The organism is Thiomonas sp. (genome assembly GCF_054608695.1).
In genome coordinates, this window is record NZ_JBTRXV010000025.1 from 1 (window position 1) to 16,974 (window position 16,974).

Here is a 16,974-nt window from a genome sequence, read left to right on the forward strand (position 1 = left end):
CTACCCGAGCTGGCGCGCCTCGAAAGTGCAGCCGGCCGAGGCTTTGCGCTACGAATGAAGCTCAGCAGAGCCGTTGTTGAAACGCAGGGCCGTCCCGGGCGATGCGCGGCGGCATGCGGAAGCTGGTGACGAAGGCGGGGATGTCCTCGGGCCGCATGGGGGGCGAGATGGCGAAGCCCTGCAGGCCGTCGGCCGAGCTTTGCCACAGCAGGTCGAGATGGGCCTGGGTTTCCACGCCTTCGATCACCGTGCGCATGCCCAGGGCATGGCCGAGGGCGAGGATGGCGTCGAGAAACAGCCGGTCGCGCGGGTGAACGGGCAGGTCGCGCACGAAGGCCTGGTCGATCTTGAGCAAGTCCACCGGCAGGGTTTTCAGGCGCAAGAGCGAGGCGTAGGCGGAGCCCACGTCGTCCATGCCGATGCGCACGCCCTCGGCGCGCAGGGCGCTGAGCTGCGCCAGCACGACGTTCTCGCCCAGCACCTCTTCGGTTTCCAGAATTTCCAGGCTGAGCATGCCGGGCTCGAGCTCGGGGTGGCGCGCGATTTCAGCCAGCACCTGCGCTGAAAAATCCGCGGCCAGCAGTTCCTGCGGCGCGACGTTGACGGAAACCCCGATGTGCAGCCCCTGGCGCACCCAGGCGGCAAGGTCGGCCAGGGCTTGCTGCAACACGCGTGTGCCCAGCAGGGTGAGTTCCATGGGCCCGAGTTCGCGCAGGAAGGCGTCGGGCTGCAGCAGGTCGCTGTCCTGGCGCAGGCGGGCGAGCGCTTCGACATGGTGGATGCGGCCGCTGGCGCGGTCGAGCACGGGCTGGTAGTGCAGCACCAGGTCGCCGGTGTCGATCTTGCGGCGCAGCTCGGCACGGCGGTCGGGCGTGCTGAACGAGGCGCTGGCCATGGCCGGGTCGTACAGCCGGTAGGCACTGCGCTGCGGCCCGCGCCGGCTCTTGTGGGCGTACAGCGCCATGTCGGCGTGGCGCAGCAGGGTGTCCGGGGTTTCGCGGTCGTAGGGGTAGATGGTGATGCCGCAACTGGTATCCACCTGCAGGCTGAGCGGCGGATTGCCGACCTGCATGGGTCCGCGCAGGTGTTCGAGAAAGCTCAGACAGACGGGTTCGAGCTCGGCCAGCTCCTTGCTGCCTTCGAGGATGATGACGAACTCGTCGCCGCCCATGCGCAGGGCCAGGGCGCCGGCGGGAAGCTGGGTCTTGAGGCGCTCCGCCACGCCGCGCAGCACCTGGTCGCCGACCAGATGGCCGTACACGTCGTTGATGGACTTGAAGCCGTCGAGGTCGAGATAGGCCAGGGCCAGCAGGGTGCCGTTGGCATCGGCGCGTGCGATGGCCTGCTGCAGGGCGCTCTCCAGCATGTTGCGGTTGGGCAGGTGGGTGAGCGTGTCGTGCAGCGCCAGCCACTGCTCGCGCTGGCGCACCTGCTGCAGCGCGCGGTGGCTGGCCATTTCGTCGAGCGCGTGGTCGAGCAGGCGGGCGATGCGGGCGATGAGTTCGCGCACATCGTCCTGGAACAGGCCGCGCGCGGGCGAGGTCACGACCAGAATGACTTCGGGCCGCCCGGCGCGCAGCAGCGGCACGGCGGCGATGCTGTGCCAGCGGTGGGCAACGACGAAGTCGCGCCGCGGCAGGTTGATGGGGTCGGCCGGAAAATCGTTGTGCACCTGCAGCTCGCCGGCCAGCCAGGCGCGCACCGCGAGCGCGGGTTGCGGGTCGTCGAGGCGCATCTCGATTTGCCCCAGACCGTGCGAGCCGTTGCCGGCACTGGCCAGCACCTGGAACACCCCGGCGGCATCCGGGCGGCCGATCCACGCGGCGTTGAACAGACTGGATGCGGCCAGCGCCTCGCAGGCGGCGCGAAACAACGCCAGCTCGTCGCCCTGGCGCGCGTGCTGCTGCACGATTTCGCCCAACTCCGCCAGCGCCGCGTACAGGCTTTTCAGGCGCTCGTTGCGCCGCTGGCGCTCGCGCCGGTCGCTCACGTCGTGGAACACCAGCACGGCGCCGCGTGCTTCGCCATCATGCTGGGTGATCGGCGCGGCCGAGTCTTCGATCGCCAGCACCCGGCCGTCGCGGGTGCGCAACTCGGTATGGTTGGCCAGCGCCACCACGCGGCCGGTCGCCAGGGCGCGCGCCACCGGGCAGGGCGCGGGCGGATCCTCGCCTTCCACCGCGATGCGAAACACCTGTTCGATGGGCTGGCCCAGGGCCTCGGATGCCGGCCAGCCGGTGAGGCGCACCGCCTCCGGGTTCATGCGGCTGATGCGGCCCCGCGCGTCGGTGGCGATGACGGCGTCGCCAATGGAGGAGAGCGTCACGTCCAGCTCGTCGCGCTGGCGCCGCAGCCCGTCCAGGGCCTGCTCGCGGCCGCGCTCGGTGCGGCCGAGCTGGCGCAGGGCGCTGGCGAACAACCAGGAACCGGCTGCAAACAGCCCGAGAAACAGCAGCAGGGTGCCGCTCAACTGCCCGGCCCAGCGCTGCAGCAGGCTGCGCGTGGGCAGGTCGGCGCCGATGACAAAGGGGTAGTCGGGCACGCGAACATAGGCGCCGACGAGATGCCGGTTCACGCTGCTGGCCACACCCGAGAACATGCCGGAAGTGGCTTGCGGTTGGCCTCGGATGGCTTCGAGCATGATGCCGCGTTGCGGTTGCCCGTAAGGCAGGTGCGGAGGCGGCGGAAAGCGCAGTTGCAGCAGGCCGTCGTTGCGCAGCACGACGAAGGCCATGCCCTCGCCCGGCGCCTGCAGCAAACCGAGCGCGCGCGGAAACACCGAGGCCTGCGCCAGCACCAGCCATTCCTGAGGGAACGCCCTGCCGGCCAACGTTCGCCCGGCACCCCCGGGAGACGGCACCTGCGTGCCGCCGGGCACGGCCGAAAGCGGCAGGTATTCCAGCGCCATCCAGCTGCCGGCGGCACGCTTGTCGGGAATGGGCGGGCCGAGGCAGAAGGTCTTGTCGCGCAGGCAGGCGGCGTAGGCCGCGCGGGTGGGTGGCGTCAGTTGGGCGTCTTGCAGTGGTGGCGGTGGCAGTGCGCCACTGCGGGCGACGTAGCGGCCTTGGGCATCCGCCAGGGCGACGCCTTCGACGCCGGGCCGTTCAAGGAGGTAGGTGTCGAGCTGCTGCGCCGACTCGGGCCGCACCAGCAGGCGCCGGCCGAGGCGCTGCATGGCGTCTTCGCGCGCACGCAGCGTGGAGCGCCATTCGATGGCGTATTCGGCGGCGAAGGCGCGCAGGCGCTCCTGGCTCTGGTTGCGGATGTCTTGCCAGGCGCGCCAGGCGTTCCACGCCATGAACAGCGCCGCGCACACGGCAACGCCCAGCCAAAGCCGCCTGAGGCGGCTGTGCAAGTGTGAGCCCATGCGTGCGGCGGCATGGAGGTCTGTGGCTGAATCGATGACTCGCTCGAGGGGGTGAGATGGCTGAACGATGCCGACGATTAGAGCGTGCCCGCACAGGCTTGCAAATCCCCGGACATGCGGGGGCGGGCCTGGGCAACACGGAACAAGTCCCTCGTGCGCATCGCATCACGAGAACTGATTCAGCGTCGCCTTAAACTTCGGCGCATCGCGGCCCTGCGCCGTTCCGCACCATCCAGCGAGAAAGCCCCATGAGCGAATCCGGAGTCCACGCCCACGCCCCGCATGAAGAGGCGGTGCATCACGCGAGCGAAGGCAAAAATCACACGCTGAACCAATGGGTCGCCATCTTCACCGCGCTGCTGGCCGCGCTCGGGGCCATCGTCAGCTACCAGGGCAGCCACCTGATGAACGAGGTGCTGCTGTACAAAAACGAGGCGGTGCTGAAAAAAACCCACGCCACCGATGAATGGAATTACTACCAGGCCGTGAGCACCAAGCAGCACTTGATGGAACTGGCGCACGACCTGGCGCCGGCCGACAAGCAGGCCGGGATTGCGGCCAAGATCACCAAATACCAGGGCCAGAAAACCGAGATCAAGGCCCGGGCCGACGCGCTGGAAGCGGCGTCGAACAAAGCCAACGAGGAATCCGATCGCCTCAACCGCCCGCACACCGGCATGGCGCGCAGTCTGATCTTTCTGCAGATCGCCATTTCGCTGGCCTCGATCACCGCGCTCACCGGGCGCCGCTGGCTGTTCGGCGTCGCCATGCTCAGCGCCCTGATCGGCGTTGGCTTGTGGGTGACGGCGCTGGGCTGGGTGGCGGCATGACGGCGCGTTGGCATGGCCCGCTGGCGCGGAAGGCCGAGCGATGAGCGGCCCCTGGTGGTATGCCTGGGGCGGGCTCAACCACGCGCTGTTCCTCGCCATCAACCACGCCGCCGGCGGCTGGCTGTGGGACCACCTCGCGCTATGGGGCACGGCCGCCGGGGACCACATGCTCTACCCCGTCTACGCCGCCGTGCTGCTGGCGCTGGCGCTGAAGCGGCCGAACTGGATCGCCGTGCAGGCGGTGCTGGTGTTCCTGGTGGCCTATCTGATCGACTGGGCCATCGTCTCCGGCATCAAGCCCTGGCTCGACTTTCCCCGCCCGCCCAAGGCGCTGGGCGCGGCGGCGGTGCACATCCTCGGCCGTGCCGAGTACGTGCACAGCTTTCCCTCCGGCCACACGGCCTTTGCCTTCGTGCTGATGGCCAGCCTATTGCCCGGCGCGCACTGGGTGCTCAAGGCCTTGCTGGTGCTGTTCGCGCTCTGGGTGGGGTGGTCGCGCATGGCGGTGGGCGCGCATTTCCCGGCCGACGTGCTGGGCGGCGCCCTCATCGGCCTGCTCTCGGCGTGGCTGGCGGCGCAGGCGCTGCGACTGCTGGGGTATGCGCGGGCGAAGCGTTGAGCAAAGCGTTGAGCGACGCGCTCAGGCCGCGCAGCAGGAAAGCTGCGTGACGTCGCGGGTGAAGGTCTGGGCGGCGAGCTTGAGGCCCTCGACCATCGTGAGATAGGGGAACAGGGCGTCGGCCAGGTCGTGCACGGACATGCCTGCGCGCAGGGCCAGCGCCGCAGCCTGGATCATCTCTCCCGCCCCATCGGCAACGATCTGGGCGCCGAGCAGCCTGCCGCTGCCGACCTCGGCCACCAGCTTGACGAAGCCTCGGGTGTCGAAATTCGCCAGCGCGCGCGGCACCTGTTCGAGCGCGAGCACGCGGGTGTCCACGGCCAGCCCGGCGGCGCGCGCCTGCGTTTCGGTCATGCCGACGGTGGCGACCTGCGGGTCGGTGAACACCACCGCGGGCATGGCCGCGAGGTCCAGGCGCGCCTGGCCGCCGAGCATGTTGGCCGCGGCGCGCGAGCCGCTCGCCGCGGCCACGTAGACGTATTGCGGCAGCGCGGTGCAGTCGCCCGCGGCGTAAATGCCCGCGGCGCTGGTGCGCAGGTCGGCGCCGACGACGATCTGCCCAGCCGCGTCCGCCTGCACGCCTGCGGCTTGCAGGCTCAGCGCGTCGGTGTTGGCCGCGCGCCCCGTGGCGACGAGCAGCGCCTCGGCTTCGTGCGGGCCGGCGCTGGTGCGCAGGGTGAAGCGGCCCCCCGCGTAGTCCACGGCGTGGCTGGCGGTTTGCAACAGCACCTGCATGCCCTCGCCGCGCAGGATGTCGGCAAGCATCGTGCCGATCAGCGGGTCTTCGCGCGAGAGCAAGCTGCTGCGCGCAACAACCGTCACCCGGCTGCCCAGGCGGGCGTAGGCCTGCGCCAGTTCGAGCGCGACGACCGAGGCGCCGAGCACCAGCAGGCGCGGCGGCACGGCATCGGCCTGCAGCGCCTCGGTGGAGGTCCAGTACGGCGTGCCGGCAAGCCCGGGGAGATCGGGTCTGGCGGGTCTCGCCCCAGTGGCGATCAGGCAGCGGTCGAACGTCACCGTCTCCTCCCCGCCCGCGGCCAGGCGCACGCGCAGCGCCGCGGGCCCGGCGAAGCTCGCCTGCCCCTGCACGCGGCGTATCGCGGCGTGGCGCGCGACCACGTTGTCGTATTTGGCGGCCCGCAGCGCATCCACCCGCGCCTGCTGTTGCGCCAGCAGCGCGGCGCGCTCGATGACCGGCGCGCAGGGTGCGATGCCGGCGTCGAACGGGCTCGTCTTGCGGGTGTGCGCGACGTGCGCGGCGCGGATGAAAATCTTGGACGGCACGCAACCCACGTTGACGCAGGTGCCGCCCAGCGTGCCGCGCTCGATCATGGTGACGCGCGCGCCCGCCTCGGCCAGGCGGGTGGCCGCGGCCATGGCGGCCGAGCCGCTGCCGATCACGGCCACGTGCAAGCCGCTTTCAGCGCTCGCGGGCAGCCCGTGGCCCGGTGTCGCGACGGCCGGTGTTTTGCTGGTATCGGTGGCGCAGCAGTCGCGCAGCGCGGGGGAAAGCTTCTCGGGCGCGTTCATCAGCGCACGACCTTGACCACCTTGCTCGGATAGCCGGCGTCGGCCACCGCCTTGAGCAGAGCGGCGACCTGGGTCTTGCTGTCGTCGAACTGCACCTGAGCCGTCTTGGCGGGGAAATCGACGCTCACATGGCTCACGCCGGGCACGTCGTCCAGCGCTTTTTTCACCGTGATCGGGCATACCGCACAGGTCATGCCGGGCACCGAGAGCTGGGCGGTTTCTGTGGCGGCCCACGCCGGCAGCGCGAAAACACACAAGGCGAGAGCGAACAGGATTTTGCGCATGGGAGACTCCTTGGGTTCAGTAAAAGAATGGGGCGACATACGGGAAAGCGAAGGCGATGGCGATCAACACCACCACCACCCAGAACACGACCTTGTAGGTCACGCGCACACCCGGCAGGGCGCAAACATCGCCAGGCTTGCACGCGGTGGCGGGCCGGAACATGCGCCGGTACGCCAACGCCAGCGCGACGAGCGCGGCGCCCAGGAAGTACGGCCGATACGGTTCGAGCAGCGTGAGGTTGCCGATCCAGGCACCGCTGACGCCGAGCGACACCAGAATCAACGGTCCGAGGCAGCAGCTCGACGCCAGAATGGCCGCCAGGCCGCCGGCGAGCAGCGCCACCTTGCCCTGGGGGGCTTGCGGGGCGGGGTTCACGTCCGTGTTCACCATCGGTCTCCTTGTATGAATGCGTCAAGGGTGGTAGTGTGGCGCCGTACTTAAGTACGGACACAAGCAATGACACAAATTTTTACATCTGAGGCAGGCTTGAGCATTGGACAACTGGCCGCCGCCGGTGCGGTGAACGTGGAAACCGTGCGCTTTTACCAGCGCCGTGGACTGCTCGGCACGCCGGACAAAAGCTACGGCAGCATCCGCCGCTACGGCACCAAGGACCTGGTGCGCCTGCGCTTCATCAAAAGCGCGCAGCGCCTGGGATTTTCGCTCGACCAGGTGGCCGATTTGCTGCGCCTGCAAGACGGCACGCATTGCGACGACGCCCGCCACCTGGCCGAAGCCAAGCTTGCCGACGTGCGCGAAAAACTCGCCGATCTGCGGCGCATCGAGTCGGCACTCGGCACGCTGGTGGCACGCTGCGCCAACCACGGCGGCAGCATCACCTGCCCGCTGATCGAGTCCTTGCAAGCGGGGTGAGCCGCAGGCGCCCCGGGTCTGGCCGCTCAGCGGCTTCCCGTCGATGCTGCGGGTCAAGCCCTGCTTACTCCCCTGCCCACGCGCGCTTGACGATCGCCAGCATGTCCACCCCCTGCGGCAGCACGCCGAAGATGCGGCCGCCGCGTGCGCAGCCCAGGCGGCTGGCGATGAACGCGTCGGCCACGAACGTGGGCGCGTGCTGGCACAGCAGCACGGCCTGCACCAGCAGCACCAGGTCTTGCGCCAGGGCGCGGGCCTGCGCCGGGTTGCGCTGCGCCTCGATGCGCAGCGCATCCAACGCCGCCAGGGCGCGGGTCAGCGCGGCGTCGCCCTGGCAGGCGTCGGCCAGCCAATCCTGCAGCGCCTGCGCCGCCTGCGGCTCGCGCTGCAGGGCGCGCAGCAGGTCCAGCGCCATGACATTGCCCGAGCCTTCCCAGATGGAATTGACCGGCGCCTCGCGCAGCATGCGCGCCAGCGGCTGCTCTTCCACATAGCCGCTGCCACCCAGCACCTCCATGCACTCGCCCACGGCCTCGATGGCGCGCTTGCACACCCAGAGCTTGGCCGCAGGGGTGAGGATGCGGCGCATGGCGGCTTCCAGTTGGACAGGGCCCCCAGGCCGCTGCTCCGCAGCAGCCGACCCCCGAGGGGGATGAGGAAGTTTCGGGCGGCCGTGCGCTTCCTCATGTTGGCCCCCAGGCCGCTGCTCCGCAGCAGCCGCCCCCCGAGGGGGATGAGGAAGTTTCGGGCGGCCGTGCGCTTCCTCATGTTGGCCCCCAGGCTGCGGCTCTGCAGCCAGCGCCTCCCGAGGGGCATTTTCCTCGCGGTCAAACGCCGCGGCGAGGCGCAGGGCCAGTGTGGTGGCGGCTTCGGTTTCCAGCGCCAGGTCGGCCAGCACGGCCTGCATCAAGGGCTGCTCGGCCAGGTGTTTGCCGAAGGCGCTGCGCTGGCGCGCGTGGTGCATGGCCTGCACCAGGGCGGCGCGCAGCAGCGCCGTGCTGCCCAGCACGTTGTCGAGCCGGGTGTAGGTGGCCATTTCCAGGAGGATGGGAATGCCGCGCCCGGGCTCGCCCACCAGCAGGCCCCAGGCGTCCTGGAACTCGACTTCGGCGCTGGCATTGGAGCGGTTGCCCAGCTTGTCTTTCAGGCGCTGCGCGCGCACCGCATTGCGCGTGGCATCGAGCCGCCAGCGCGGCACGTAGAAACAACTCAGGGCGTCGCTGGCATCGCGCGCCAGCACCAGATGGGCATCCGACTGCGGCGCCGAGAAAAACCATTTGTGGCCGACCAGGGCGTACTCCGCGCCACGCCCGCCCGCGCCCAGCGGCCGCGCCAGCGTGGTGTTGGTGCGCAGGTCGGAGCCGCCCTGCTTCTCGGTCAGACCCATGCCGACCAACATGCCGCGCTTGGCGGCCAGCGGCGCATCGGCGGGGTCGTACTCGCGGCTGAACAGGTGGGGCTCGAGCTGCGCCCAGAGGGCCGGCTCGCGCCGCAGGATGGGAATGGACGCAAAGGTCATCGTCGTCGGGCACAGCGTGCCGGCCTCCACCTGGCCCTGCATGAGATAGCCCGCCGCGCGCGCCACATGCGCCCCGGGGCGCGGCTCGGCCCAGGCGGCGCTGTGGAAGCCGCGCTGGAAAATGCCGCCCATGAGGCTGTGCCAGGCGGGGTGAAAGTCCACCGCGTCGATGCGCCGGCCTTGCGGGTCGAAGTCGCGCAGCACCGGACCGTAGACGTTGGCCAGGCGCGCCTGCTCCTGCAACGTGGCACGGCCCAGCTCCGCGCCCACGGCGAGCAGCGCGGCATCGGCCCAGGCCGCGCCTTCGCGCTGTGCGCCCTCGCGCAGCGCGGGGTCGGTGGCGTAGCGGTTGTAGTCGGCCAGCGGCTCCACCATATTGCCGACTTCGTGAGTAGTCCAGTTCATCGTGTCTCCAGTCTCGTCGTTCGTGGGTCAGCATGCAGTTTCTCCCTGCGTTATAGGCGAATTGCGTCGGCTCGTGCAAGTACCATGCAGCCTTTGCCCATCTGTCTTCAAGGACGCCCGTCTCGATGCCCGCGATGTCGCACTGCGCCCACCCGTTCCGCCCTTTGCCCCGCGCCCGGCGCGGCCAGCCATGAGCACGCGCAAATCCAGCCTGTTCGACTTGCGCGCCGGAGCGGTGGACGCGCTGCACCTGGCGCTGAAAACCGCCGACATGGCGGCGCTGCAGGCCGCACTGCAGCAGCGCTTCGACGCCGCGCCCGAGTTTTTCGCCGGCGATGCCGTGGTGCTGGACCTGCGCCGGCTGGACGACGACGCCCGCCTGGACGTGAACGCCCTGGCCACCTGGCTCACCGGGTTGCGCCTGCGCCCGATTGGCGTGGTGGCCAACGACGCGCAGGCCGACTGGGCCGTTGCCGCCCTGCCCCGGCTGGACACCCACGCCGCGCCACGCAAGCCGCCCGCTGCCGATACCACAGAAGCTGCCGACAGCTCGCGGGCTGCCCCCCAGCCAGGCTCGGCCGCCCCCGGCACCGCGCCACCGTCCGCGCAGCCTGCCGCCACAGCGGGCGCAGCACAGCCGCAGGCCCATGCCGAGCCCGCCCACGCCACCCTGCTGATCGACAAGCCATTGCGCTCGGGCCAGCGCGTGTACACCCCGGGCGACTTGATCGTGCTCGACGTGGTGAGCCACGGCGCCGAGATCATTGCCGGCGGCAATATTCATGTGTATGCCCCGCTGCGCGGCCGCGCCCTGGCGGGCGCCCACGGCGCCGAGGGCGCCCGCATTTTCAGCACCTGCTTCGAGCCCGAGCTGGTGGCCATCGCCGGGGTTTACCGCACCGCCGACCAGACGCTGCCCGACAGCATCAAGGGCAAGCCGGCGCATGTGCTGCTGGACGGCAACGCCTTGCGCATCGAAGCGCTGAAACTGAAGTAATCCCGCCGCCCCCGCCCCCCAATCTTCAACCACCAACACCCAGCAACCATGGCCAGAATCATCGTCGTCACATCCGGCAAAGGCGGGGTCGGCAAGACCACCACCAGCGCCTCCTTCGCCACCGGCCTGGCCCTGCGCGGCCACAAGACCGCCGTGATCGACTTCGACGTCGGCCTGCGCAACCTCGACCTCATCATGGGCTGCGAGCGCCGCGTGGTGTACGACTTCATCAACGTCATCCAGGGCGAGGCCAACCTCAACCAGGCGCTGATCAAGGACAAGCAGTGCGACAACCTGTTCGTGCTGCCCGCCTCGCAAACCCGCGACAAGGACGCGCTGACGAAGGAAGGCGTGGAGAAGGTGCTCAAGGATCTGGACGCGATGGGCTTCACCTACATCGTGTGCGACAGCCCGGCGGGCATCGAGAGCGGCGCGCTGCTGGCCATGCACTTCGCCGACGAGGCGCTGATCGTCACCAACCCGGAAGTCTCGTCGGTGCGCGACTCGGACCGCATCCTCGGCATCCTCGGCTCCAAGACCAAGCGCGCCATCGACGGCGCCGAACCCATCCGCGAGCACCTGCTCATCACCCGCTACAACGCCAAGCGCGTGGCCGAAGGCGAGATGCTGTCGATTGAAGACATCCAGGACATCCTGCGGCTCAAACTCATCGGCGTCGTGCCCGAAAGCGAAAGCGTGCTGCAGGCCTCCAACCAGGGCCTGCCGGCCATCCATCTGGACAACAGCGACGTGGCCAGCGCCTACCAGGACGTGATCGCCCGATTCCTCGGCGAAGAGCGCCCCATGCGCTTCACCGACTACCAGAAGCCCGGGTTCATCAAGCGCCTGTTCGGCCGTTGATGGGAGACAGCGCCATGTCCATCCTGTCTTTCCTGCTCGGCGAAAAGAAGAAAACGGCGTCCATCGCCAAGGAGCGGCTGCAGATCATCCTCGCCCACGAGCGCGTCTCGGGCGCGCCGGCCGACTACCTGCCGGCGCTGCAGCGCGACCTCGTCGCCGTCATTTCCAAGTACGTCAAAATCAACCAGAACGACATCCAGGTCAAGCTCGAACGCCAGGATTCGCTGGAAGTGCTGGAAGTGAAAATCGAGATTCAGCAGGGGTGATGTGCCGTTGCCGTGCGTGGGGCCGAAGTGCTGCGGGCCTTGAACTCTTGCACATGGGTGATGCTTCCCCAATGTGTGACGGTTCGAACCCTTCCCCACCCCTCCCCATGCATGGGGAGGGAGCAGGCCCCTCCTCGGCCATGGAGGGGACAGGGGAGGCCGGGAGGGGCATCCCTCAAGCCCGCGCAGCGCCGTTCTCTCCTCCCCCACGGGTGGGGGAGGCTGGGAGGGGCATCTCTCCAGTTCGCGCAGCGCCGTTCTCTCCTCCCCCACGGGTGGGGGAGGCTGGGTGGGGCATCTCTCCAGTTCGCGCAGCGCCGTTCTCTCCTCCCCCACTCGTGGGGGAGGCTGGGAGGGGGAGCTTCGCACCCCGCTTCGGGCCTGCTGCCAACGCTGACCATCGCCAGAGCCGGCAAACAATGGCCTGAGCCCACCGCGATCACCCCATGACCCAACAACCACCCGCACAACCCACACTCGCCACCAGCAATTGGCGCCTGGTCGATCTTGCGGCCGTGCTCATGGCCTTCACGCTGCCCCTGCCCACCGCGCTGGGGTCCGTCGCCACCGTCCTGCTGCTGCTCGCCTGGCTGCTCAGCGGGCGCTGGGGCGTGCAGTTTCAACGCTGGCGTGCCGTGCCCACGGCCATGTGGGCCACGGCCCTGCTGCTGATGTTCGTCATCGGCACCACCTACAGCGCCGGCACCGGGCATGGGGTGAGCAACTTCATGGGCAAGTACGCCAAGCTGCTGCTCGTGCCGGTGCTGATCATGGCGCTGATGGACCCACGCTGGCGCCGCCGCGCCATCAACGCTTTTCTGCTGGGCGCGGTCATCGCCACGGCCCTGTCGTATGCCCGGTTCTTCAACTGGGTGCCCACGCGCTTGCATGAGTCCGTGGTGCAAGGCCATATCCACTTCGGCACCATCATGGCCTTCGCCGCCTACTTCTTCGCCCGCAAGGCGTTCGAGCCTGGCCGCTGGCGCTGGCTGTGGGTGCTCGTGGCGGCGTGGATGGCATTCGACCTGCTCTACATCAACATCGCCCGCACCGGCTATGTCGTCGTGTTCGCCCTCATCGTGCTGCTGGCCTGGCAGCGCTTCAGGTTGCGCGGGCTCGTGATCGGCAGCGTGGCCGCCGTCGTGCTGGCTGGGGTGGCGTTCACGGCCTTTCCGGTGGCCAAGCTGCGGCTGGAGCAGGCCGTGAGCAACATCCAGCAGTACAAGCAGTTCGAGCGCACCCGAGAGGGCAATCTGGACGCCAATTCACTCGGTTTGCGCCTGCAGTTCTGGCGCAACAGCCTGCGACTCATCGCGCAGCACCCCATCCTCGGCACCGGCACCGGCAGCCTGCACGAGGAGTACGCCAAGCTCGTGGCTGGAACCAACACGCTGGACGCCGTCAACCCCCACAACGAATACCTCAGCACCACGGTGCAGCTCGGCGTCATTGGCCTCGCGCTCCTGCTTGGCATGGGCATTGCCGCATGGCGCGACGGCCTGAAGCTGCCCGTCATCGAGCGCGACGCCCTGCAAGGCGTGATCGTCACCATCGCCGTGGGCAGCCTGTTCAACTCCCTGCTGCTGGATGTGAACGAAGGGCGGTTTTTCGTGGTGATGCTGGGCTTGCTGCTCGCGGCGGTGGCGCATCAGGTGCGGAAACAAGCTGAAGGAATTGCTGTTTGACCCGCCAGGCCACTCTTTCCACGTTTTTCCGATCAATCACGTTCAAGCTCACCGATGGCGCGACCAACCTATGGCTTGACCTGGTGGGGGCGGCAATGGCTGCAGGCACTGACCCACATTGACTATGACAACCGACTGCCACGTGGGCGCACCTACGCCAACAAAGGAGCCGTCAAGCATCTCGTGGTCAATGGTGGTGAGATCCACGCCCAGGTTCAAGGAAGTCGCCCGCGACCTTACGCCATCAGTCTGAGTGTCCCACCTCTTGCCCAAGCCGACGCCGCACGACTGCTGGACGGCGTCGCAGACAATCCGGCTTTGATCGCCCGCTTGCTGAACCGGGAGCTCGACCCCGCCGTGCTTGAACTGGCACACAGTTTGGGAATCGCCGTGTTTCCCACACGCTGGCAAGACCTGGACATGCACTGCTCCTGCCCCGACTGGGCCGTACCCTGCAAACATCTGGCGGCGGTGATCTACATTCTGAGCCGGGACATCGATGGCGACCCGTTTCGGGTGTTTGCGCTGCGCGGCGTGGATCTGGTGGGCGCCCTCAAAGCCCGCGGCATCCACATCGATGCGCAAGCGGCCGTCACTCTGCCTTCGGTTGCCGATCTCCTGCTGCTGCAGGATCCACCCGACGCGCACTCCAGGCTGGTGGACGAGGCTGACACGATCGACCCGCTCGCCCCCCTGGACTTCTCGGCCCTGCCCGATCTGACCGATTCGCTGCTTCGGGTGCTGCCCGCGCAGCCTGCTTTTTCGGCGCCTGGGGATTTTCGGGAAGAGATGCAGCGCGCCATGCGCCAGGTGGCCAAAACGGCACAGCGTGCCTTGACCGCGATGCCCGATGCCGACGCCGCATCGGCAAGCCCGTTGCTGCCACCGGACCGGCCTCGCCTCGAACTGGATGCCTCCTACACCCCGACACTCAAGGGGCTGGATGCCGTCTCCGGTTGGGATGGTTTATTGCAAGCTCTGGGAAGTCTGAACCCGGAGCGACTTCCTGACCTGCAAGCGGAGGTCGCAGCCTTGTTCGAATTGCGCCTGTTCGCCTTGCATCTGCTGGCACGCGGGGCGGTGATCCCGGAGGTCTTCACACGGAGTGACGGCTCCACGTGCTTACGCTGGGTCCCCGCGCAACTCGACCCGTTGGTGCGTCAACTGCTGCAGCAGATCGCCACCAGACTGCCCGAGGGTCTGCTGGCGTTTCGTCAAGGGCGGCGCAAGCTCACGCTCACCCCTCTGACCCAGGCGATCACCTTGTGCAGCCTCATGCTCGACCTGTACGTGAAGGCCTGGGTCGAGCCGCCCCAATCGATGGATGCGATCCGGTCCTTGTTCTTCGCCACGGGACGCGCGCACCTCGACGGCCCTGGCGAAAGCGCCATCCCCGGCAGCATCCAGTCCTGGCTCTCGCGTTTGCATCTGGCTCAAAGGCGCCACGCTCCCCTGCTCGTTCTGCAGGAAGCCTCGCGCAAAGCAGCCGATCTGACCCTGTCGGTGGCCATTGAGTCTGTATCGGCTGTGATGCAGGAGCCGGTGCCACTGGCCACGGTGCTCCAGCATCCGGACTGGACCCAGGAGCGTTACGCCGTGCTGCAAACGGTGGCGATGCTGGCGGAGTTCTTTCCGCCGCTCAATACCTATGTCCGCAGCGGCGCCAAGACTCCACTCGAACTGGCGGCATCGGATCTGCCGTCCTTCTTGTTCGACACCCTGCCCATCATTCGGCTGCTGGGCATGCGTGCTCTGCTCCCCAAGGCGCTGGACCAAGTGCTGCGGCCGCGTTTGTCGATGCGCGTGAGCGGCAAAACCCAGGCGGGCAACAGCTTCTTCGGCATGGACGATCTCTTCAAGTTCGACTGGACCGTTGCGGTGGGGGAGCATCAACTCACCCACCACGAGTTCGACAGGTTGGTCGGCAGCGCCGCGGGCATGATCCGCTTCAAGGGGCAGTATGTTGTGCTTGACCCCGACGCCATGGAGCGTCTGCGCGCACAACTCGCCAAACCGCCCAGGCCCACCGGCGCGGAATTGCTGCGCGCAGCACTCGCGGGTGAGTACGCCGGCGCCACCCTGGGACTGGATGCCGAGGCGCAAGGGATCATCCGGACCTTGCTCGACGCTGGCGATGTCGCCTTGCCCGCTTCCATCCACGCCACCCTGCGTCCGTATCAAGAACGAGGCTATGCTTGGCTGTACCGCAACGCCCGGGCTGGTCTGGGCAGTGTGCTAGCCGACGATATGGGCCTGGGTAAGACTCTGCAAGTCATCACCACGCTGCAGCGTCTCAAGGATGAAGGAGCCCTGGAGGCCGCCAAGGTACTGGTGGTGATGCCCACCAGCCTGCTCACCAACTGGCAGAAGGAAATCTCCCGGTTTGCGCCTGAGCTGACGGTGGCTGTGTTCCATGGGGCCAAGCGGGAACTCAAAGCAGACCGTCCAGATGTCTTGCTCACAACCTATGGCGTCGTGCGCGCCGAGACGGCCACGCTCAAGGCCATGGCCTGGCATCTGTTGGTGGTGGACGAGGCGCAGAACATCAAGAACCCGGCGGCTGCCCAGACCAAGGCGGTGAAGGCCATTGCAGCGCGGACCTTCATCGCCATGAGCGGCACCCCGGTGGAGAACCGACTGTCGGAGTACTGGAGCATCATGGACTTTGCCTGTCGTGGCTATCTGGGAACGCTGGCGCATTTCACGAAAGAGTACGGAGTGCCGATCCAGACGCATCGCGATCAGCTTGTTCTGGGGCGTTTCAAACGGGTCACGGCCCCTTTTCTGCTGCGGCGCCTGAAGTCCGATTCACGCATCATCCAGGACCTGCCGGCCAAGATCGAACAGGATCAGTACTGCGCCTTGTCCAAAACCCAGGCCGCCTTGTATGCATCGGTGGTCAAGGAAGGACTGCGGGTGATTGCCGGCGAGTCCGACACCTTCAAGCGCCAGGGACTGGTGCTGCAGATGATTCTGGCCTTGAAGCAAATCTGCAACCATCCGGCCCAATACCTCAAGCAGGGCTCTACGGACTCGAGCCTCTCAGGCAAGGCCGAGCGCTTCCTGGAACTCGTCGACGCCATCCACGCCAGCCACGAGAAGGTCTTGGTGTTCACCCAGTTCCGGGAGATGGGCGCCATCCTGCGCCGGTGGCTCAAGGACCGCCATGGCCGCGAGCCGCTGTACCTGCATGGAGGCGTGGCCCGCGCCAGGCGCGACACCCTGGTGGAGCGGTTTCAGAACGATTGCACCGAGCGTGTCTTCCTGCTCTCGCTCAAGGCCGGCGGCACGGGCCTGAACCTGACAGCGGCCTCGAACGTGATTCATTTTGATCTGTGGTGGAACCCTGCGGTAGAAACCCAGGCCACGGATCGGGCTTATCGCATCGGGCAGCAGCGCAATGTGCAGGTGCACCGCCTGATCACCCGGGCGACGTTCGAAGAGCGTATCAATGCCATGATCCAGAGCAAGCGCGAACTGGCGGATCTGACGGTCGGCACGGGTGAGCGCTGGATCGGCCAGCTTGGGAACGCAGAACTCAAGGAGCTCTTTACCTTGGGCTGAACGGGCATTGCCCGAACTCGACGGGTGCCTGAACCGAAGCAGCATGCCACGCAAGCTGACCCCAACAACGTGAAAGCACATGTTCAAGACACCTACCCCGAAGACCTCGCCCATCGCTATGGCTGCGGCCGCCACAACCTGCATGGCTTTGACATCCTCACTGGCGCGAAGAC

The 16,974-nt window shown here is 67.7% G+C and carries 11 protein-coding genes and 1 pseudogene; 8 read left to right on the forward strand and 4 right to left on the reverse strand.

The features are described 5' to 3' along the window. Positions 1 to 61 precede the first annotated feature (61 nt). Positions 62 to 3,367 (reverse strand): bifunctional diguanylate cyclase/phosphodiesterase, encoded by a 3,306-nt coding sequence (locus ACYCUK_RS10395; RefSeq protein WP_461594696.1) that lies wholly within the window; start codon positions 3,365 to 3,367, stop codon positions 62 to 64. 248 nt (positions 3,368 to 3,615) lie between these two features. Between ACYCUK_RS10395 and ACYCUK_RS10400 the strand changes: the two genes are divergently transcribed. Both ACYCUK_RS10400 and ACYCUK_RS10405 read left to right on the forward strand, forming a co-directional pair. Continuing rightward, complete coding sequence (locus ACYCUK_RS10400) at positions 3,616 to 4,197, forward strand: DUF4337 domain-containing protein (protein ID WP_461594697.1); 582 nt, start codon at positions 3,616 to 3,618, stop codon at positions 4,195 to 4,197. A gap of 40 nt (positions 4,198 to 4,237) precedes the next feature. Next, positions 4,238 to 4,816, forward strand: coding sequence for a phosphatase PAP2 family protein (locus ACYCUK_RS10405; RefSeq protein ID WP_461594698.1), 579 nt, complete (start codon positions 4,238 to 4,240; stop codon positions 4,814 to 4,816). A 21-nt stretch (positions 4,817 to 4,837) separates the two neighbouring features. Here ACYCUK_RS10405 and merA read toward each other — a convergent pair. Together merA and merT are read right to left on the reverse strand one after the other, a co-directional pair. Further along, positions 4,838 to 6,630: pseudogene (gene merA, locus ACYCUK_RS10410) on the reverse strand (mercury(II) reductase). Between the two features lie 16 nt (positions 6,631 to 6,646). Then, entirely contained in the window at positions 6,647 to 7,018 is a 372-nt protein-coding gene (merT, locus tag ACYCUK_RS10415; RefSeq protein WP_461594699.1) for a mercuric ion transporter MerT, read from the reverse strand. A 69-nt stretch (positions 7,019 to 7,087) separates the two neighbouring features. Between merT and merR the strand changes: the two genes are divergently transcribed. Then, positions 7,088 to 7,504: an Hg(II)-responsive transcriptional regulator gene (gene merR, locus ACYCUK_RS10420; protein ID WP_461594700.1), complete on the forward strand. Its 417-nt coding sequence runs from the start codon at positions 7,088 to 7,090 to the stop codon at positions 7,502 to 7,504. Positions 7,505 to 7,568: 64 nt separating this feature from the next. Here the strand turns inward: merR and ACYCUK_RS10425 are convergent, their stop codons facing one another. After that, positions 7,569 to 9,428, reverse strand: a complete 1,860-nt coding sequence (locus tag ACYCUK_RS10425) for an acyl-CoA dehydrogenase family protein (RefSeq protein ID WP_461594701.1) — start codon at positions 9,426 to 9,428, stop codon at positions 7,569 to 7,571. Positions 9,429 to 9,618: 190 nt separating this feature from the next. Here ACYCUK_RS10425 and minC point away from each other — a divergent pair, with 190 nt between their 5' ends. The 5 genes from minC (at position 9,619) to ACYCUK_RS10450 (ending at position 16,801) form a co-directional block, all read left to right on the forward strand. After that, positions 9,619 to 10,425: a septum site-determining protein MinC gene (minC, locus tag ACYCUK_RS10430; RefSeq protein WP_461594702.1), complete on the forward strand. Its 807-nt coding sequence runs from the start codon at positions 9,619 to 9,621 to the stop codon at positions 10,423 to 10,425. 48 nt (positions 10,426 to 10,473) lie between these two features. Next, positions 10,474 to 11,286, forward strand: coding sequence for a septum site-determining protein MinD (gene minD, locus ACYCUK_RS10435; RefSeq protein ID WP_461594703.1), 813 nt, complete (start codon positions 10,474 to 10,476; stop codon positions 11,284 to 11,286). 14 nt (positions 11,287 to 11,300) lie between these two features. Further along, on the forward strand, positions 11,301 to 11,552 hold the full coding sequence (gene minE, locus ACYCUK_RS10440; RefSeq protein ID WP_112488270.1) for a cell division topological specificity factor MinE: 252 nt from the start codon (positions 11,301 to 11,303) through the stop codon (positions 11,550 to 11,552). Positions 11,553 to 11,998: 446 nt separating this feature from the next. Then, positions 11,999 to 13,237, forward strand: coding sequence for an O-antigen ligase family protein (locus ACYCUK_RS10445; protein WP_461594704.1), 1,239 nt, complete (start codon positions 11,999 to 12,001; stop codon positions 13,235 to 13,237). Positions 13,238 to 13,291: 54 nt separating this feature from the next. Continuing rightward, positions 13,292 to 16,801, forward strand: a complete 3,510-nt coding sequence (locus ACYCUK_RS10450) for an SNF2-related protein (RefSeq protein WP_461594705.1) — start codon at positions 13,292 to 13,294, stop codon at positions 16,799 to 16,801. Positions 16,802 to 16,974: the final 173 nt, after the last annotated feature.